General features: G+C 39.9%; 15 protein-coding genes. 9 read left to right on the plus strand and 6 right to left on the minus strand.

Annotated features, from left to right (window positions below):
• Positions 1–3: 3 nt before the first annotated feature.
• From N824_RS00480 to moaCB, 7 genes are all read left to right on the plus strand, one after another.
• The gene (locus N824_RS00480; protein WP_048903174.1) at positions 4–1,113 is read left to right on the plus strand and encodes an XdhC family protein; all 1,110 of its coding nucleotides are present in this window, start codon (positions 4–6) and stop codon (positions 1,111–1,113) included.
• The gene (locus N824_RS00485; protein WP_048903175.1) at positions 1,110–1,700 is read left to right on the plus strand and encodes an NTP transferase domain-containing protein; all 591 of its coding nucleotides are present in this window, start codon (positions 1,110–1,112) and stop codon (positions 1,698–1,700) included. Before N824_RS00480 ends, N824_RS00485 begins: the two co-directional genes overlap by 4 nt.
• Positions 1,697–2,677, plus strand: a complete 981-nt coding sequence (gene moaA / locus N824_RS00490) for a GTP 3',8-cyclase MoaA (RefSeq protein WP_048903176.1) — start codon at positions 1,697–1,699, stop codon at positions 2,675–2,677. Before N824_RS00485 ends, moaA begins: the two co-directional genes overlap by 4 nt.
• A 6-nt stretch (positions 2,678–2,683) precedes the next feature.
• Positions 2,684–3,862 (plus strand): gephyrin-like molybdotransferase Glp, encoded by a 1,179-nt coding sequence (glp, locus tag N824_RS00495; protein WP_048903177.1) that lies wholly within the window; start codon positions 2,684–2,686, stop codon positions 3,860–3,862.
• Between the two features lie 67 nt (positions 3,863–3,929).
• Entirely contained in the window at positions 3,930–4,163 is a 234-nt protein-coding gene (locus N824_RS00500; protein ID WP_048903178.1) for a MoaD/ThiS family protein, read from the plus strand.
• A 10-nt stretch (positions 4,164–4,173) separates the two neighbouring features.
• Complete coding sequence (locus tag N824_RS00505; protein WP_200869780.1) at positions 4,174–4,614, plus strand: molybdenum cofactor biosynthesis protein MoaE; 441 nt, start codon at positions 4,174–4,176, stop codon at positions 4,612–4,614.
• A complete protein-coding gene (gene moaCB / locus N824_RS00510; RefSeq protein WP_235206947.1) occupies positions 4,577–5,524 on the plus strand; it encodes a bifunctional molybdenum cofactor biosynthesis protein MoaC/MoaB in 948 nt (315 codons plus the stop codon). The genes N824_RS00505 and moaCB overlap by 38 nt, the downstream gene beginning before the upstream one ends.
• Before the next feature lie 21 nt (positions 5,525–5,545).
• Here the strand turns inward: moaCB and ppsA are convergent, their stop codons facing one another.
• The 6 genes from ppsA to N824_RS00540 form a co-directional block, all read right to left on the minus strand.
• Positions 5,546–8,206, minus strand: coding sequence for a phosphoenolpyruvate synthase (gene ppsA / locus N824_RS00515; protein ID WP_048903331.1), 2,661 nt, complete (start codon positions 8,204–8,206; stop codon positions 5,546–5,548).
• Positions 8,207–8,379: 173 nt separating this feature from the next.
• Positions 8,380–9,885, minus strand: coding sequence for an arylsulfatase (locus N824_RS00520; protein WP_235206948.1), 1,506 nt, complete (start codon positions 9,883–9,885; stop codon positions 8,380–8,382).
• 122 nt (positions 9,886–10,007) lie between these two features.
• Entirely contained in the window at positions 10,008–10,985 is a 978-nt protein-coding gene (locus N824_RS00525) for a hypothetical protein (RefSeq protein ID WP_048903181.1), read from the minus strand.
• Positions 10,986–11,003: 18 nt separating this feature from the next.
• Positions 11,004–11,699: a hypothetical protein gene (locus N824_RS00530; protein WP_048903182.1), complete on the minus strand. Its 696-nt coding sequence runs from the start codon at positions 11,697–11,699 to the stop codon at positions 11,004–11,006.
• Positions 11,700–11,717: 18 nt separating this feature from the next.
• Positions 11,718–13,184, minus strand: coding sequence for a RagB/SusD family nutrient uptake outer membrane protein (locus N824_RS00535; RefSeq protein WP_048903183.1), 1,467 nt, complete (start codon positions 13,182–13,184; stop codon positions 11,718–11,720).
• 29 nt (positions 13,185–13,213) lie between these two features.
• A complete protein-coding gene (locus tag N824_RS00540; protein WP_048903184.1) occupies positions 13,214–16,462 on the minus strand; it encodes a SusC/RagA family TonB-linked outer membrane protein in 3,249 nt (1,082 codons plus the stop codon).
• A 1,243-nt stretch (positions 16,463–17,705) separates the two neighbouring features.
• Here N824_RS00540 and N824_RS00545 point away from each other — a divergent pair.
• On the plus strand, positions 17,706–19,100 hold the full coding sequence (locus N824_RS00545) for a S41 family peptidase (RefSeq protein WP_048903185.1): 1,395 nt from the start codon (positions 17,706–17,708) through the stop codon (positions 19,098–19,100).
• Between the two features lie 71 nt (positions 19,101–19,171).
• The gene (locus tag N824_RS00550) at positions 19,172–19,729 is read left to right on the plus strand and encodes an RNA polymerase sigma factor (protein WP_048903186.1); all 558 of its coding nucleotides are present in this window, start codon (positions 19,172–19,174) and stop codon (positions 19,727–19,729) included.
• Positions 19,730–19,771 lie beyond the last annotated feature (42 nt).

Raw genomic sequence — 19,771 nt, forward strand, 5'->3', positions numbered from 1 at the left:
CTGATGAAAGAAATTGCTGACATACTTAAGGCCTATCAAAAAGCTTTGAAGGCAAACAAAAAGACAGCACTGGCAACCGTAGTAAAGGTAGAAGGATCTTCCTATCGCAGACCAGGAGCCAGAATGCTGATTACGGAAGATGGGCAACTTACAGGCGCCATTAGTGGGGGCTGTTTGGAAGGTGATGCCTTGAGAAAAGCACTTTCGGCTATTGTGCAACAGGAAAACAAGCTCATCACTTATGATACAACCGATGAAGAGGATGCAAAGATTGGTGTACAACTAGGCTGCAACGGCATTGTCCATATCCTTTTTGAACCGATAGTTGAAGAGGAAGAATTCAATCCAGTTGCCATTTTAGCTGCCTTAAGCGAGAAACGTGAGGATGCGGTTTTGGTCACACTTTTCGCTCTAGATTCAAAAGTGCAACCTGGCACAAGTATGCTTTACCGAAAAGAGAACCTCCAATCTAATATCCCCGTAGAAATAAAACAATCAATAATGGATGATGTGGCTAAGGCATGGGATAATAAAACTTCGGTTTTCAGTAATTATCAAACGCCTGAAGAAAATATAGACGGGTTTTTAGAGTTTATCCGGCCATCCATTTCTTTGGTTATTGCTGGTGCCGGAAACGACGTACAACCGTTGGCAGAGGTAGCTTATCTTTTAGGATGGGAGGTAACGATTGCTGATGGCAGACCCACTCATGCCTCAACAATACGTTTTCCAAATGCAAACCAGGTGTTGGTCAGCAAACCGGAGCAACTTCTATCACAAGTCCACATAGATGAACAAACAGCATTCGTGCTGATGACCCACAACTACAATTATGATCTTGAGCTCCTGAATCTTCTTCTAGACACCAATGCGCCATACGTTGGTATTCTTGGACCTAAAAAGAAACTGATCAGGATGCTCGATGAACTGAACAGGAATACCCCGGAAAACGAATCCCGGGTACATGGACCGATTGGCCTTGATATCGGAGCAGAAACTGCAGAAGAAATCGCCATCTCTATTGTTGCAGAAATTAAATCTGTTTTTTCGGGTGCTTCGACAAATTCCCTGAAAGTAAAAAGGAGCCCAATCCATGTCTATTCTAATTTATGAACACGGGGATCATCATATTGGCAGCAGGGAATTCAAGCCGCCTGGGTCGGCCCAAACAACTCTTAAAGTATAAAGGCAAAACACTGTTGGATTTAGTAACCGAAGAAGCCTTAAAAATACCCTTTATACCAACTGTTGTGGTTCTTGGTGCCTATTCAAAAGAAATATTAAACCATCACACTTACCTGGGAATTGCGTATATTGTCAATCCTAACTGGCAAACAGGAATATCCTCGAGTATTGTTGCAGGGATGTCTGCGATAGGGAATCAATCAAAGGAAATAGAAAACGTAATCATTGCGGTCGCGGATCAGGTTTTCATTACTTCAAAAGTCTTTGAGAAACTCCTTGAAAAGCGTAAGCTGAGTAGTAAAGGCATCATTGCCAGTAGTTATGCTGAAACGGTAGGTACTCCTGTCCTATTCAGTAAAAAATACTTTGAAAAGCTTTTGTCTCTTACCGGCAATACAGGGGCAAAAAGCATTGTAGAATTAAACATGGAGGATACAGAAACTATCCCCTTTGAGTTAGGACATATAGATATAGATACAGAAACGGATTACAATAATTTAATTAAACACCAATGATAACAGATTCTTTTGGACGAGTGCACGATTACCTGCGGATATCACTTACTGATAACTGCAATTTCCGCTGCTTCTACTGTATGCCAGAGGAAGAATATGACTTTACCCCGGCTTCAAGACTAATGCAGACAGAAGAAATTGTGCAGCTTGCAAAAATATTTGTAAAGCAGGGTGTTAAAAAAATCCGGTTAACCGGTGGAGAGCCTTTGGTGCGTAAAGATGCGGCCGCGATCATAACTGCTTTAGGTAAACTTCCGGTGGAATTGGTGATCACGACTAATGGAACACGTATTGCAGAAATGCTCCCTGCACTAATTGCAGGCGGTATTAAAACGGTTAACATTAGTCTAGATACCCTTCAGCCAGAAAAATTCTTATTCATTACACGTAGAGACCTGTTCCATCAGGTACGCAGCAATATAGAACTGCTTTTACATCACAAAATTACTGTTAAAATAAATATCGTAGTGATGAAAGGGCTCAATGATAATGAAATTAAGGATTTTATAGATTGGACAAAGCACAATCCCATCCAAATCAGGTTCATTGAATTTATGCCATTCAGCGGAAACAAATGGACCAGCAATAAAATGTTCTCCCTTGACGAAATACTGGCTACCATAGCTAAAGACTTTACCATGCTTCCGGTTAAAGCCGCACCACATGATACGGCAAAGAGCTTTATGATTCCAGGACATGAAGGTTCTTTTGCCGTTATAAGCACCATGACGGCACCATTTTGCAGTACTTGTAACAGGATGCGGTTGACGGCTGATGGAAAGCTCAAAAATTGCCTCTTCTCTGATGGAGAGACAGACCTACTGGGTCCTTTAAGAAACAATCAAGACATTCTTCCATTGATCCAAGCTTCTATTAGGAGTAAGAAAAAAGAACTTGGCGGACAGCTTATTGAGCATTTCGAAAAACTGGATGCGGATTCCATCAAGAACAGAAGTATGATTACCATAGGAGGATAATTTAAAATGATAAGCGTTAACGAGGCAAAACAACTGATTTCAGATCATACTCAACCGTTGCAAGCCCTAAAATTAAGTCTAAAAAAGGCTTCAGGACACATTTTAGCTGCAGATATCTATGCGCACTATGATATTCCGGCTTTCAAACAATCATCTATGGATGGATATGCTTTGGTTTATCAGGATTCCTCATCGGAATTTGATATGATTGGAGAAATGGCCGCTGGCACCAGCCAATTGTTGTCTATTAACCCCAATCAAACCACCAGAATTTTTACCGGAGCTCCCCTGCCTGAAGGCGCGGACACAGTGGTAATGCAGGAAAAAATCAGCAGACAAGGAAATAAGATCATACTTCAGGATCCAAAGCTGTTGCCCGGAGCAAATGTTCGTCAAATAGGATCGGAGATTAAAGCCGGAGCCCTTGCCATGCAAAAAGGAACCCTTCTAGGCCCCGCTGCTGTAGGATTTCTGGCCGGAATTGGCATTCAGGATGTGGAGGCTTTTCCGATGCCTAAGGTAGCCATCATTTTAACAGGTAAAGAACTTCAGCAACCAGGGATGGAGCTTAATTTTGGTCAGGTGTATGAGTCTAACTCCTATTCTTTAACTGCCGCGATAAAAAATGAAGGAATTACCGAAATCAAAGTAACAGAGGCTGATGACAACCTGGACATACTAACAGATGTGCTTAGGTCAGCCCTGCAGGAACATGATGTTGTCTTGCTTACAGGTGGTGTGAGCGTAGGAGATTACGACTTTGTACTGGAAGCCTCAAAGAAATGCGGGATTGAGCAGATCTTCCATAAAGTAAAACAGAAGCCAGGTAAACCATTATTTTTTGGAAAAAAAAATCAAAAACTGATATTTGGTTTACCGGGAAACCCATCTTCGGTTCTTAACTGCTATTACAATTATGTATTGCCGGCTTTGAAAGCAATTTCGCACAAAGAAAATAGCATAAAAGAAATAAAGGCCGAACTGACGCATGACTATCAAAAACCGGTGGGCCTTACTCATTTCCTTAAAGGAAGTTACGAAAACGGCAAGGCAACACCATTAAATGCTCAGGAGTCGTTTCGGTTAAGCTCTTTTGCACTGGCAAACTGCCTGATATGCCTACCAGAAGAACAGCAGGATTTCAAACAGGGAGATGTTGTAACCATTATGCAATTACCTAACTAAGACCATAGCTGGGTGGTTATCTTGCAATTTATTAGCAAAATCAGCATTTTAAGGGTAAATTAGCATTATGGAAATTCAGATCATCAGTTTTGGAAAAATATCCGAATTTATAGCACATCAGAAGCTCGAAATCTCTGATATCAGCAATACCGATGAGTTAAAAGCTTATCTGGAAACATCATTTCCATTGCTTAGCAATATGAAATATAAGCTTTCCCTGAATAAGGATATTGTTCAGGAGAATACGGCGATTTCAAATCAAGATACAGTAGGCATCATGCCACCTTTTTCAGGAGGATAATACCATAGAAGTGGAAAGAAAAGTAAAAAACATATTCATTAACGGAAGGATCGAACCTACATTCATAGCTGATAGTATTTCCAAACACAGCGCAAAAACAACTATTGGCGGCCACAGTATATTTATGGGACAAGTGCGGAAAGATGAGATCGAAGGAAAGCTTGTGGCAGCAATTGAGTATACAGCTTATCAGGAGCTTGCACTAGAAAAAATGCATCAGATCAGGGAAGATATTTTTCAAAAATACCCACTTCATTGCATGCATGTTTACCACAGCCTGGGCACAATAAAAGCGGGTGAGATCTGTCTTTTTGTATTTACCTCATCTACACGCCGCAAACCGGCAATAGATGCCTGTGCAGAAATCGTGGAAAGATTAAAAGCAGAACTGCCAATTTGGGGTAAAGAAATATTTGAAGACGATACACATCAATGGAAAGAGAATAGCTAATATGGTAAACATTACAAAAAAATCAAGCACACTAAGAATAGCTATTGCAACTGCTACCGTAAAAGTCTCTAAACCGGAAACCATTGCAGCGGTTGAACAAAGAAAAATACCCAAAGGCGATGTTTTCGAATTTGCCCGTGCAGCCGGACTTTTAGGTGTAAAAAAAACGAGCGACCTGATACCCGATTGTCATCCCCTTCCAATAGAATACACCTCTATTACGTACGGAATTGATGGACTAAACATCCATATTACAGTTGAAGTACATACTATTTACAAAACAGGTGTAGAAGTTGAAGCTATGCATGGTGCCTCCATTACCGCCCTCACCATGTATGATATGCTCAAACCCATCGATAAGGGTGTAGAAATTCAAAACATCAGGCTGCTAAAAAAATCTGGTGGTAAATCTGACCTCAAGAATTTACAGTTTCCCGATATTAAGGCAGCTGTAGTAGTCTGCTCTGATTCTATATTTGCAGGTAAGGCTCAGGATGCGTCAGGGAAAACCATTATTGGATTACTGGAGCAGCTTGGCATCGAAACGCTCAAATATGAAATCCTGCCGGATGAAGTTAACAAGATCAAAGAAAAAGCTATTGAACTCTGCGGAGCTGAACATCAGCTCCTGATTTTCACAGGAGGCACCGGGCTTTCTCCCAGAGATGTTACGCCGGAAGCCATTACCCCATTAATTGAACGTAAAATTGATGGAATTATGGAAACCGCGCGAAGATACGGCCAGGAACGGATGCCTTACGCCATGTTATCTCGTAGCGTTGCCGGATTTATAGACGAAACACTTGTACTCACGTTTCCAGGTTCAAAAACTGGAGTAGAGGAATATATGTCTGCCTTGTTTCCACAATTACTGCACCTTTTTAAGATCAATAAGGGACAAAAACATTAGACCTTCTGTCCAAGTTTTTCCCTAAAGTATTTCTATATATCCGTCAGTTCCATTCAGTCTGATGCGCTGACCATCTTTGACCAGCTTTGTAGCATTGTCCACTCCAACAATTGCCGGCAACCCATATTCGCGTGCAATTACTGCTCCATGGGTCATCATTCCACCAACTTCGGTAATAAGACCCTTTATCGATACAAATAAGGGTGTCCAGCTTGGGTCGGTAAAGGTGGTTACCAATATATCGCCGTCTTCCAGGTTTGCATCTTCCATATTTAAGATTACACGTGCCCTACCCTCTATCACTCCTGAAGAAACCGCCAGACCTGCAATAGCATCGGCCGGAAGGTTTTCATGCTTGTATTTACCCGAAACAATTTCACCGTCTGATGTGATTACCCTTGGCGGGTTTAGCTTTTCATATGATTTGAACTCATCTTTTCGCTTGCTGATAAGCTGGTTGTCTGGTTTACGGGTACGTACCATTTCGCGAAATTCTTCAAAAGTGAGATAGTAGACATCTTCTTTATCGGGAATGATGTTGGCTTGTGCAAGTTGTTCGGCTTCTTTCAGCAAAGCCTGCTTATAAATGAAGAAGCGGTTAACTATACCGTATTTTGGATATTCACGATAACCTGCAAAATTACGGAGTAGACTGATCATTTGTTTTGTCTCTCTGATTTTTTGTTCACCATCTGGTAATAGCGCCAATCGGCCTACTAATTCCTCTTCTTTGTTTAAAGCTTCTTGTAGTCCTTGTTCAAATTTTCGCCTGCCGGCTCCAGCTTCAAAGTTTTTAATATTGCCCAGAATTATCGGGACAAGTATAGTGGGTTTTTCGCTCCAACGGGTTTTGGTAATATCGATCTCACCGGCACATCGCATACCATATTTACTGAGATAAGCATCAATAGCGTGCAGGGCGTCTTGTCCACCATTAAACTTAGCAAGTTCGTCAAGGTTATCATCTGCTTTTGCCTGTTGCAAGTATTCAATTATTCCTGGATAATGACGGATTGCATCCGCTACATCCAATAGTGCCAAACCCATCTCCGAAGTGATATTGTTTGATACGGATTGAGAAAGTATGTCTGCCACGTTCTTTTCACCTAACCATTCGCTCATCTTTTCATTGAGCCACGATGAAGCATTCATCGCAGCTATGATCACACCCATATGTTGTGCCTCAAATATTGTCTTCTTTGATTGCTGGATATCTTCCAGAATAAAATCAAACACATCCGTTCCTGATTTCGTTTGGATGTTTTGTTTTAGCGCTTCTACCGAACTCTCATTGTGCTTAATCAGTTCAGCAACAACTGCAGGGTCATTTCCCACTTGCGCCAAAATATCCGCGGATGATATACCTTTAGTACTTCTAACAGGTATTGGTGCTTTTTCATCATTTGGTAACGATTTTATAAAATCTCCCCGCTCTGTAATGGTCAGAAGTGCCTCTTTTATGAGCGGATCATGTTGTCCCATCGCCTCTAATAAATTTTCCCTTGCAGTAGACATAGCAAGGCTATCCGCAACATCTACAAACAACCTTCCACCAGCTTTAAACATAGGCCTGGCAGCTCTTAACTGCCATAGGGACAATCCCAGTGGTTTCATAGGGTCAGTCATCATTTGTTGATGACCAACAGATATATAAACATGGTTCTGCTGATCATTCGCTTCCGGGATCGGATACAAGGTCGTAATGGGCCGGCTCTGCACAATATAAAACGTATCGTCCACCAAACACCACTCGACGTCTTGTGGGTTACCGAAATGCGCTTCGATTTTTCTACCCATACGTTCCAGCTGTAGAATCTGTTCATCCGTCAGCGTCGGGGCATTCTGCTGATCTGGCCCGATTTCCTGCTCCTTCGTGCCTCCCTCTTTTGAGGCATAAATAGCCAGTTTCTTACTGGATATCTTCCTATCGATAATATTGCCCTCAGAAACTTTATAATTATCTGCATTCACAATTCCGGAAACCAATGCCTCGCCCAATCCAAAACTGGCATCAACAGATACTATTCTTCTGTTTGAGGTAACCGGATCTGCTGTGAACATAATTCCTGCCACATCTGGAAAAACCATTTTCTGGACGACAACAGACAGGTAAACCTTCCTGTGATCAAATCCATTCTGCAAACGATAAGTTACAGCCCTATCTGTAAACAGGGAAGCCCAGCACTTGCTGATGTATTTTAAGATTGCATCTTTACCAATAATGTTCAGATAAGTGTCCTGCTGCCCGGCAAATGATGCCGTGGGCAGATCTTCCGCCGTTGCACTGGATCGTACAGCAAAGGCATCCTTCTTATCAAACCTTGTGAGAAACCCAACAATCTCTTCCTCAAAATCTTCAGAAATGGATATTCCTTCGATAACCTTACGTATTTTGCTACTAAGTTTGCTGATTTTACCTCGCTCTTCTACCTTAATATCACTTAATTCATCCAGCAAACTGTTAAGATCCTGATTATTTTCAGTTATTCTTTTATAGGCTTCGGTGGTCACACAAAAACCTTCCGGCACCCTTATTTCTTTGATTCTGGTAAGTTCTCCCAGATTAGCGCCCTTACCTCCTACGGTCATAAGACTTGACCTATCGATGTACTGAAAACCGACTAAATATGTGTTCGTGTTTGCTGGCCTTTTTGCTGAGTTGAGTTTGTTATCTGGTATCATACTGATGGCTTTTTTAGGAATGTCCAAAGCCAAAAATATAAGTTATAACGCATCAAAATACCGTTTTTTAACTATATTTTTCCAAGCGCAATAATGAGAAACGTATCAACGTTATTTATACAAACAGAGCATAATAGCAACCCTGCGCGGTTCTACTTTAAATCGACCCCGGCTTACTTTTTCCCAGATTTATTTTCCAAAAATTCCCATTCCAGCAAATGAGAAACTTGATGTTCTTTCTTAACGATCTCGTCAAAGCGCTTGGTTAATTCAGGATGTTCGGAAGCAATATCTGTTGTTTCGTTACGATCTGTTTTCAGATTAAAGATCTGCCATGGATTATTTAAGTTCTTGCGAAGATTTACTTTTACACCCTTCCAATCCCCCATCCTTATTGCCAGCTGCCCACCCTTTTCAGGGTATTCCCAATAGATATAGTCACGCTGCTTCTGATCTTTATTTTTCCCCAACAAGGTTGGCAGTAAAGATATACCATCTGTGTTATTCGGTTTTGTACCCGTTATCGCGGCAAAAGTAGCCATCATATCGAACTGTACAGATACAAAATCGCTGGTGGTGTTTGCAGGTATCTTTCCAGGCCATCTCGCAATAAATGGTTCTCTGATCCCTCCTTCATATACATCCATCTTTAACCCACGCAAGCCATCAACACTATTAAAAAACTTAGCATTTACACCACCATTGAATGTGGCACCGTTATCGCTTGAAAACATAATGATCGTATTGTCATCTAACCCCAGCTTTTTAATTTCGGCCATAATAATCCCAACCTGATCATCCAGATAAGTGATCATAGCAGCATAGGTTGAATACGGGTACTTAGTTGGCGCATATCCCTGTTGTCCGTAATAAGGATGCTCATTGAACTGTCCAATGTACTTTTTAACATACTCATCAGGCGCCTGCAATGAAACATGCGGAATAGTATAAGGCATGTATAAGAAAAAAGGTTTCGATTTTTGCTCATTAATAAAACTAACAGCCTTTTTAGTCATCATGTCTGGCGAATACACTTTGCCTTTGTAATAATCAAAATCCTTATCGGTCGCTTTTGTAGAATCGAGTGTTTTATGAACGTACATATAAGGATTATCAAGCATAACCTTCTCATCATTTTCCCAAAGGTGAGAGGGATAAAAATTATGGGATTGCTTTTGGTCCAGGTATCCATAATAATAATCAAATCCTTGCTTTAAGGGTGACCCTGTTGTGTTGTTCATTCCTAAACCCCACTTGCCGGTTAGAGCTGTAACATAACCAGCTTCTTTTAACATTTTTGGAATCGTAAATGTTCCTTCGGGCAATGGCATCTGCCCTGCTTCCAAACTATCGGGGAAACCTCCCATTTCATAGTTACCACGAATGTAAGAATGGCCCCCATGTTTGCCAGTCATCAGCATGCAACGGGCGGGTGCACAAACTGGTGTACTGGTATAATGTTGAGTAAATTTCATTCCCTCTTTGGCCAGTTTATCCAAATTAGGAGTCTTAATTTTTTTTTGTCCATATGCACCAATCTCAGCATAGCCCAAATCATCTGCGTAGATATAAATGATATTTGGTTTCTTTCGTTGTGCCTTTCCCTGCGAAAAGACCAGTCCAGGAAATAGCAACATTAGTGCAACTACAGTCTGTTTTATATTGACAATGTTCATCATCTAAATACTTTATGGCTAAAGTAATAAATAATGGAGATGACCGGGTCAAGAAAGGTCGATAGAAGTTTCTTATTAAGGGTGCCAAAGAAGCATTGGCACCCTTATTTGATGTATACTACTAGCTACAAGACATCTCTTGTCGCATTTTTTATTCTAACCGTTACTTCGTAAGTTCCCTCCTGATAGATTCGGAAAGTAAACCGCGGATTAATGCTATAGCCTCGGTCTGGAGTTGGAGTAAGACCAGGGTCGAGTTTAGCAAAGTTGCCTGGAATTCTGTAATAAATAGTATAACCCTGTCCAGGAGGCCCTGCAACAAGTGGAAATGGAACTACTTCAAAGTTACAGGCCATTGTCGAATCAGTTAATACAAGGGGATGGAATCTGGCAAAAGTATCAAAGCTATTCCTGTCTCCACGTTTAATGAACTCATTTTTCTTTGGATTAAATGGAGTTCCATTTTTATCCACTATTTTTAGAATAATCAAGGTACCCTCATTGGAGGTCTTTTTAATTTTAACTTCTGGTTCTCCAATATCTCCAGACGCGCTGGATCCATCCTTAAACCAGGCACCGCCCCCTGCAGATTGTTCTGCTACCGGTCCATCATATAAAGAAAACTGGCCAATGTTTTTAAAATCCTTTGAACCATTCTCATTGGTTGCCCGGATATCAAATTCATAGGTCCCAACAGCCACGTTTGCCGTTGTTCCATAAAAAGTAAATGCTCCGGTATGTGTATTAAACTCAACCGGTGGTGCATTTAATAATTGCCTGTGTTTATTTAGTAATTCAACAGTAGTATCCCTATTCACATCAAACTGGGAGATAAAAATATATCGCTCATAGTTTGTATATAATAGCTCCGCATGTTTTTTTGTAACTGCATCACGAATATCTAACAACTCGTAAGTTACAGGTGCACTGGAGCCATCATTGTCTACCGGCTTAGTTTGAACTGTTATGCCTTTTTGAATTTTTATTGGGCTATCCCGGTATCTGATCTGATTGCTGAGAAAACCATTTTCGACTTTTTTACAAGAGAATATGATCCCCATCGCTACAAAGCCGAATGCTATAAGTTTTATATATCTTTTCATATTATTAGCTTAAAATCATTAATTCTTGATATCACCGAAAAAGGTAAAAGTGTGGTTGTTATTTACCACATGTATCACACCGGTGTTGGTAATGATCCCCGAGGTTTGCACACGTGCCTGTAGCAATTGTTCAGGATCAACCAATGGGAGTTGTGTAGAGTCAGTAGGTATGGTACCTGTTCCATCCTCCTTTTTAACTATTTTAGTGAGGTAAACATATTTTGGTTTAACAGGGAAGATGTTAGGGTCTGTATAATCTGTTGTTGGAATGGCCTGAATTAACCTGAATTCTCCATCATTAGATTTTCTTAATTTCCCAACTTCACTTAGCGCCTCTACTGGGAGTCTGTCTTTAAACAAGTAAGCCCTCAAAGAATCTTTAAGCTCTGGCAGTTTTAAAGAATCGAATGTAAAAACAAGGTTCTCATCATTTAATTTAATACGCAGATGCGCCTGTTTTTCTTTAACATAATTACTTATGGCATAATTAGTTAAAGCAAAAACTGTCCCACTGGCATTTACTTCATCTTTTAAACCCATACGATCTACCATGATGATGAGCGTATCAAACAGCTTTTTGGTTTTTAGGTAATCATATGTGGTCATATCAACCTTAGGATTGTAAAGGCTACCACCGATCACATAATCTTTCTTGCAAGAGTAAATAGTAACCACTGTGACTATTGCAATGCATATCATAATTAATTTTTTCATATCTGATTCATTTAATGATTAAAGCCTTCCTTGCCAGTATGGCGTTTGTGTTAACGTAAAGTCGTCTTTGAACATTCCAGGGTCTATTGGCCACAACCACCCACCCTCTGGAGTACCATTCATGAACTGATCTTTAAAGCGTTCGTTATAGGTAGAAAGTGTTTTTGTTCTTACCATATCGTAGTAAGACTGGCCTTCGAAATATAGTTCACGAAGCCTTTCTTCAAGGATTGTTGTACCCAAAGCTGTGCCTCCCCCGGCATAATCCGCGACCTTAGCTCTTTTTCTGATGGCATTGAGCAATATAACGGCTTCACCATCACGGCCCAGTTTATTCAATGCCTCTGCCCGTAGCAAATAAATATCTGCCAAACGGAATATGATCAGGTTGTTGGATAGCCTGGGATCATTTTTAGCCGAACCATCAGCATAGGTTACATTAGAGAATTTAATGGTTTGACCTTCGGACGACTGTGCCTGGAAGAAGAAAGTTTTATACCTGATGTCAGTAGTATCTTTATAGATCTTATTGATGTACGAGGTATTTACAGGCCATTGAATATCTGCCTTGTTGGCTACATATGGTCTTCTTAGAGTGGGCGCATACCCTCCTCCGTTTAAAGAGATACCTTCACTTTGTCCATAACTGATGTTGATCTCAAAGATGCCCTCAAGAGATTTACCGATAAACACTTTTGAATAGTCTGTAGAGTCACTTAAAGCATACCCTCCATTCTTAATTACATCATCCGAAGCGATTTCGCTTCCGGCATAATCCCCTGTCCAGGCTTTTATATGTGCTTCCAAGGCAAGTGCACTTCCCTTATTTGCCCTTACAGCTCTTTGATTTTCATCGCTGTAACCAAAAACAAGATTAGCTTTGGCAAGTTCAAGATCCTTGATGCATTGAGCAAGCACTTCGGCCGCAGGTGTACGAGGAATATTTTTTGCCTGATTAATATCAAGATCAGGTTCAAGTCTTAACGGAACATCACCCCATATTCTGCTCATGTAGAAATAAGTGAAAGCACGGAGAAAATAAGCTTCGCCTATGATGCGTTTCTTATCATCCTGATTGGTAAATTTCTCGATTGCGATACCGGGAACCTTGTTAATGATCAAATTCACCTGCTGTAACAGTTGGTAATAGGATTGCCAGTTCCAATTCCCGGAACCTACGTTTAAACCAGTAAATTCTCCATTTGAAATGTTATAATTTTGATTGTCCCTGTCAGATCTGATGCTAAATTCACCTGAAGGTGCATCGCCATATACATGCCACGAATAATTGTTTAGCAGCACCCTTCTTAACGAAGAGTATGCTCCGGAAATGGCACTATTTGCATCTTGTCCGTTGGTAAAATAAGCTCCTGTAAAGGTCGAATTGTGGGGTTCAAGATCCAGAATTCTTTTGCAAGCAACAGCGCTGATGACTAGTATCAAAAGCAAAAGCCCTGTAATATGTTTTTTGAAATGTATTTTCATGATTTCATATTTAATAAATGATAAAACTATTAAAGCCCTATTTCCAGACCTATCGTATACTTTTTAGGTATGGCATAACCGCTGCCGTTGTAAATACCAAAGGCATCAACCTGCTCCGCATCCGGTAAATTGGCCGATTGGAAAATATGAAGGTTATCTGCCATAGCGTATACCCTTAGCCTGCTTAATGATAGTCTTTGTAGTACTTTTGGCTTAAATGCATACGCCAACGTGGCTGTTTTTATGCGGATATAGGATCCATTTTCAACCCATCTAGAGCTTACTGCAGCATATTTGTAACGCGTTCCAGAGAATGAACTTAAAGAAGGATAATTCGCATTGTCTCCCGGATTTCGCCAGTAATTAATGCCATTTAAATAAGGAAATGCATTGTTACTTAATGCGTGCAAAGGGTCAGGATCACCATCATCTGTAGGCACTAAATGGGAGAGCTTTCCGACCAGGTAATCATTGTAAATATCCCTACCCAGGGTAAATGTGGCAAATACGGAAAGACTAAAGTTCTTATAGCTGAAGGTATTTACCATTCCTCCTGTCATTTTTGGATTTGGATTCCCCGCAGGCACATAATCTGTTGCGTCAAGAATTCCGTCTCCGTTCTGATCCTTCCATATTGGATCTCCCCCTTTAAACGGATATCCATAAAAGCTAAGCACACTCCCATCAATGGGATTTACAGGAACATCTCCGTCAGTAGCATATATACCTGTTTGCTCAAACACATTATACTGATTGATAGACTGCCCTTGTCGCAAAAGGAATTTATCTAAATAAATATCCCGACCACCATTTGGCAGTGATGTGATCAGGTTTTTATTGAAGGCAAAATTGAAATTGGTTTCCCACTGAAATGCTTTTGATGGATTGAAATAATGAGCAATGAATTGAGTTTCGATACCGCTATTTCTTGTACCAATGGCATTTGAAGTTATGGTTGAGTAACCTGTAGTAATTGGGAGTGCAAGTGTAAATATTCCCTCAGTCGTATTTCTGACATATGCATCTGCCACAAAATTAAATCGGCCATTTAAAAAAGTTAGGTCTACACCAATATTCGCTTGTTTTGAATGCTCCCAGGTAAGTTCACTGTTTGACAAGCCTCCTGAAAAGTTTGGAGACACTGAAGGAACTCCATTATACGTATTCGATTCGTTTTGACCTGTTGATGGGTTTGAGCTACCGGGGAAACTACCCGCCCCAACATTATAGGTGTTGAACGATAGGTAACTATCGCCGCCATCCGGTTGCCTGCCTGTGATACCATAGCTACCACGAATTTTAAATAAGGTTAACCAGGAGCTGGCAGCTTTCATGAAAGGTTCATCACTAACGATCCATCCAGCGGAGAATGACGGAAAGAAACCTACCCTGTTACCTTTACCAAATTTTGATGATGCATCGGCATTTATTACGCCCGAGAACAGATATCGACCCTTAAAATCATAGTTAGCTCTGAAAAAAGCAGTCTGGATACCGCTTTCGATCAAATCTGAATAGGCATAAGAACCCATTTTATTGATCACTTTTACTACGCTAATTTGATCATTAGGTATTCCATCGGCCTCTGCATATGTTGCCCTGTATTGATGGAACTCAGTATTCTGTCCGGCAAGTAAATTTAAATGATGGGTATCGTTAATAGTTGTCGAAAACTGAATGGTATTACTCATTAAATAGTTTGCAGAATTGTCTACGAAGCTTGTTGCATAACCTGTTCCACTTCTGCGAACCGTCCCCGGTGTGAAAGTATCCTTTCTACTATTTGCAGTTTCATAAGATATGATGGTGTTAAATACCCATTTGTCAGAGATTTTCCAATCGATAGTCGGACTTATGCTTAAGCTATTATTGGTATTGGCATCTGTTTGGATATTTGTATTTCCAAAGATGAAATCTCTATTTGCATCAGGAAGAAAAAGATTTGAAGATGGCAGTGGACTGCTGGCATAGTATCCACCATTAAAAGGACTGTTACCTCCGCTTAAATCACTTACAGATCTTGGTCTGTCGAGACGGTTATAGCGAATTTGAACGCCAACCTCCAATTTAGGAGCAAGTTTTACGCCCATTCTGCTGTTGATACTATATCTATCGAAACCTGATTTTTTAATGATACCATCTTCAGAATAATAATTTAGCCCATAGCGATAAGTAAATTGCTCTGTACCGCCGGTAAATGACAGATCATAATTATCTACTTTACCCGTCTGATAAAGTTGGCCTCTATAATCATTCGCATTATTAAAAGCACTATTTAAGCTATCAGTAAGTATTTGAGGAATGTTTTTTAGGTTATCATACGTTCCATAATGGTTGATCAGTTCCATTTTCGCACGTCCTTCTTCTGCTCCTATCAATACCTTATCAAGGTTTGGACGTTCTGTAATACCATGGTACGTAGAGAAATTAATTTGCGTTTTACCGGTTAATCCCTTTTTTGTGGTAATAAGGATAACTCCATTGGCCCCACGAGATCCATAAACTGCTGCAGCGGATGCATCTTTTAAAATATCGATGTTCTCAATATCACTAATAGGGATACCTGCTAAGACGTCTGTACTGGTCCCATTACCAAAATTCAAAGCTGCAATATCCTCTGTGCTCTGCATTACGTTATCCACTACATAAAGGGGTCCGCTAATCGCTCTGGCCAAGCTGGCTTTACCAGAAGCCGAATTAGGATTATTATCAATGTTCCTACTCACGGCGGTATTTCCACGTAATACAACGGTACTTCTTACTCCGGGTTCGCCTGAGAAGTTTTGCACGTTTAATCCCGCAACACGACCTTGCAATAATGTACTCAGGGATGGTGCCGGAACATCGGCAATAGATTTAGGATCTACTGAGGTTATAGCAGCACTAGCCTTTCTTCTGGAAACTTTCTGGTAACCAATAACAACTACATCATTTAGCGTTTTTTGATCAGATTCCAGCTTAATTTCGATATCTGTATCACCAGCTTTTACTACAATTTCTTTTGCCTTATAACCAAGCATACGAAACACGATTGTACCCCCAATGGGTATGTTTATTGAGTAACGCCCCTGATCATCTGTGGAACTTCCATTGTTGGTACTCTTATTTATTACCGACACCCCTGGTAATGGTTGATTGTCAGTTGCATCTTTAACGATTCCGCTAATATGGATTGCTGTGGTGGATTGGGCATAGCCACTAAAAAATATACTCCCTAGTGCTATCTGCAATAACATTACTAAGCCTAGTATTTTATTCTTATATAAAATTGCATTCATGAATTTTAAATTAATACCTGCTCCTTCTATTTATCATCAGGAGTCCAGGAGTTCAGATTGATTGGTTTGGTTTGAAACATTAAAGTTTCTATTGGTTTTTTGGTCTTGAATGTTAGGTTATTCCATAGGCTAAATTGTTTTAGTTAGATTTATTTGTTTAATAGTCGGTTTATTTTTATGTGTTGACAAAATTAAGGTAAAACGATTTAGCTAACTGGCGCTAATTTGGGTTAAGTATCAAAAAATGAGCAAAAAAACTTTGGTTTTTAAATAATCAGAATGAAAGATTGGCAAAAAAGGACACAATTACCAACAATTCAATTATTTTATGAAGCTAAAGTAATACATTTTTGAATTCACTGGTATTTATTTTGCATTTTTTAAATAAAAAAATATAAAATTTATAAAATACATAAAACTATATAACAAAATAACACATAAACACACTTAAATATCGAATATTATATATACAAAAAATATATTCAACCTATTCATCACATCAAAAATCATTATTAAAGAGTCAACAAGAACAAAAAAACAACTCATAATGGTATTTTTTTTGTCTGTAAAGTAAAAAATATTGGAACATTTTAGTTCTATGCGTTTTCAGCTGTTTCAACAATCATTTCAGCAACAAGTTCGGATTGTGACATGAAAACCAAGTGGCTTCCCTTAACTTCTTTAACAGCAGTATTTAAACGCCCTTAAGTATTTCTGTGAATTTCAGGATTGACACTCTTGTCCTCTGATGCAATTAATCCCCATGAAGGCTAATGTCGCCAGGCAGCATCTGTAATTGGGGTTACAAAACCCTTGGCATAAAACGCCCCGAGAGGCGTACATGAAGTTTGCAACCATTGCAAAGCTCTCCATTATCCGGCTGGAATGCGGCGATATAAACAAGCGCTGCCACATTTGGATGATTACCTACTTCGGTAATTACAGCTCCGCCCTATGAATGGCCAGCATGAATAGCGGGCCCTCCTATCACGTGCCGCATGTGTAGCAAGGACATCATCCTCAAGTGAGGTCAATGGATTTTGCACCACTGAAACATTTGTTTATGAGTGATTGAACAATACAAAGCTACGTCATAAACTCCGGCCAGGGAATGGACGGTCTTCCGAAGTATTGTAATTTCTTCCCTTTTTAACTTATTACGATTGGAATAAGTATCATAACCATAATTTAATCCTTGGTTAATCAGGATCATTTACCTTCATCTGCGATTTAAAGTGATGAAATGGCAATCTCTGGCAAGAAACTCAGCATATTCTTTATTAGTTGGCTGCTGCTTGCACTTCAGTTTATTGCTTGTCGGAAATCTGATCCCGAAAAACCAGATTATCCCGCAGGTTCCAATGAAAAAATAAACAGCTGGGTATTAGACAGCATGCGGGTATATTACTACTGGCAAAATACATTACCTTCTAATCCAGACATTTCTAAAGATCCTTTGGATTTTTTTTCATCAATTAAAAGCTCGGAAGACAGATTTTCGAAATTAATTAATCCAATTTTACCAGAAAGTTACTATCCATCACTGGTACATAATTTCGGATTTGATCTAGCGATTTACCGTGACAGTTCAGGAGAAACAAAGACGGTAGTGACTTTAGTTGTACCTGGTACAATACCAGAGCGCGATGGACTGAAAAGAGGAAGTATTATTTTAAGTATTAATCAAACTACTCCATCAGCTGTAAATGCATCTGATCTCATCTCCACAAGCATTAAGCAGCGTAAAATAGTACTAAAACTTGAGCAAGGAGAAGAACTCATCCTAGGAGCCGCAATTGTGGCTGAAAATCCTGTATACAAATATAAGATGATCAGCAGTGCGGGTAAATCTATTGCCTATCTGTTTCTAAATTCTTTTGAAGGGCGCTCCAAATATGATTTGCAGGAGGCCTTTAGTTATTTTAAACAAAATAATGCAACGGAACTCATATTAGACCTTCGGTATAATCCAGGGGGAGATGTTGCCATGAGCGCGGTAATGGCTGCTGCTATTGCACGAGTCCAGCCATCTGATGTATTTATAGAGTATAGAGGCAATAAGAATGCCCCCTTAAGGAGGGAGAATTTTGCCAGTACGATAACCAATATTTCGGCAGGGTACAATTTCCGTTTCGAAGAAATAACCTCTATGCGTTTACAAATAAAGCAGGTATTCATTTTAACCGGAAACCATACCGCTTCGGCAGCTGAATTTTTGATTAAGGGTCTAAGACCATGGTTAAGCGTGATTCAAATCGGACAGAAAACCTTGGGCAAAGACATGGCTTCCTTTCAGATCAAGGAGAACGGGAATGCCCATACTTTGGCCAATTGGAGCATAGAGCCTATGGTGTTTAAATTATTTAATAGCAATAGTGAAGGAAATTATCCAACTGGACTAAACCCGGATATCACCGTAGATGAATTCAGCGAAGCGTTGATCCCTTTTGGTGATCAGGCTGATCCGCTGATAAGAACCGCAATTGGTAGAATTACGGGGAAGCCACTAAAAAGTTCGTCCTTAAGCCAGAGCAACATCCATGTACTATTTGATTCAAGGGACATGATAGATCAGATCAGCAGACCTATTAGTGCCACAAGAGTGCGAGCCCAACCTAAAGGATTAACAAATAGATAATTGTAAGTTAACTTAACTATGAGGTGCCTTAAATACTTTTGTGTACCATCAACCCTTATATTAAATGACCAATGAAAAACTTAGGACACAAAGTTGTGGAGGGCTTCATTAATGGCAATGAAGAATCTTTCAATCAAGTTTTTGACGTATTTAGTCGCTCTATCTGGTCGTTCTTCTATCAAAACACACGATCAAAGGAAATCACCGAAGAACTGGTGAACAACACCTTTATGAGGTTGTGGAAATACAGAAGTAATATAGATCCTGAAAAGGGCATTAAAAATTACCTGAATAAGATTGCACGAAGCATATTTTACAATTGGCTGGAGCAAGTTTCCAGAGATGAGAAAATGAAGGAGCGGTATAGCTCCGATTGTAAGCACAACGAACAAAACCTGCAGGAATGCAATGATCTGGATACCTCCATTGACCTTAAACTCTTAATTGATCATGTACATACGCTTTTGCCTGAAAAAAGAAGAAAAGTCTTTCTCCTTTCCAGATTCAGCGGCATGTCTTATGCCGAAATCGCCTCACATCTTTCAATTGGAAAGGAAACTGTAAAAGATCACTTATCTAAAGCATCACAAACTCTTTCTGTATTAAATAAGACGGGAGACTATATTTAAAATATATTTTGTCCGCAAGCCCCCCTTGCCCACAAGTTGTGC

The sequence above is a fragment of the Pedobacter sp. V48 genome (genome assembly GCF_000523515.1).
Taxonomy (GTDB): Bacteria; Bacteroidota; Bacteroidia; order Sphingobacteriales; family Sphingobacteriaceae; genus Pedobacter.

Bases quoted from the DNA above. Each gene is read 5' to 3' on its own strand.
- N824_RS00480 (WP_048903174.1), top strand. From the start codon at position 4: ATGAAAGAAATTGCTGACATACTTAAGGCCTATCAAAAAGCTTTGAAG.
- N824_RS00485 (WP_048903175.1), top strand. From the start codon at position 1,110: ATGAACACGGGGATCATCATATTGGCAGCAGGGAATTCAAGCCGCCTG.
- moaA (WP_048903176.1), top strand. From the start codon at position 1,697: ATGATAACAGATTCTTTTGGACGAGTGCACGATTACCTGCGGATATCA.
- glp (WP_048903177.1), top strand. From the start codon at position 2,684: ATGATAAGCGTTAACGAGGCAAAACAACTGATTTCAGATCATACTCAA.
- N824_RS00500 (WP_048903178.1), top strand. From the start codon at position 3,930: ATGGAAATTCAGATCATCAGTTTTGGAAAAATATCCGAATTTATAGCA.
- ppsA (WP_048903331.1), bottom strand. From the start codon at position 8,206: ATGATACCAGATAACAAACTCAACTCAGCAAAAAGGCCAGCAAACACG.
- N824_RS00520 (WP_235206948.1), bottom strand. From the start codon at position 9,885: ATGATGAACATTGTCAATATAAAACAGACTGTAGTTGCACTAATGTTG.
- N824_RS00525 (WP_048903181.1), bottom strand. From the start codon at position 10,985: ATGAAAAGATATATAAAACTTATAGCATTCGGCTTTGTAGCGATGGGG.
- N824_RS00530 (WP_048903182.1), bottom strand. From the start codon at position 11,699: ATGAAAAAATTAATTATGATATGCATTGCAATAGTCACAGTGGTTACT.
- N824_RS00535 (WP_048903183.1), bottom strand. From the start codon at position 13,184: ATGAAAATACATTTCAAAAAACATATTACAGGGCTTTTGCTTTTGATA.
- N824_RS00540 (WP_048903184.1), bottom strand. From the start codon at position 16,462: ATGAATGCAATTTTATATAAGAATAAAATACTAGGCTTAGTAATGTTA.
- N824_RS00545 (WP_048903185.1), top strand. From the start codon at position 17,706: ATGGCAATCTCTGGCAAGAAACTCAGCATATTCTTTATTAGTTGGCTG.
- N824_RS00550 (WP_048903186.1), top strand. From the start codon at position 19,172: ATGAAAAACTTAGGACACAAAGTTGTGGAGGGCTTCATTAATGGCAAT.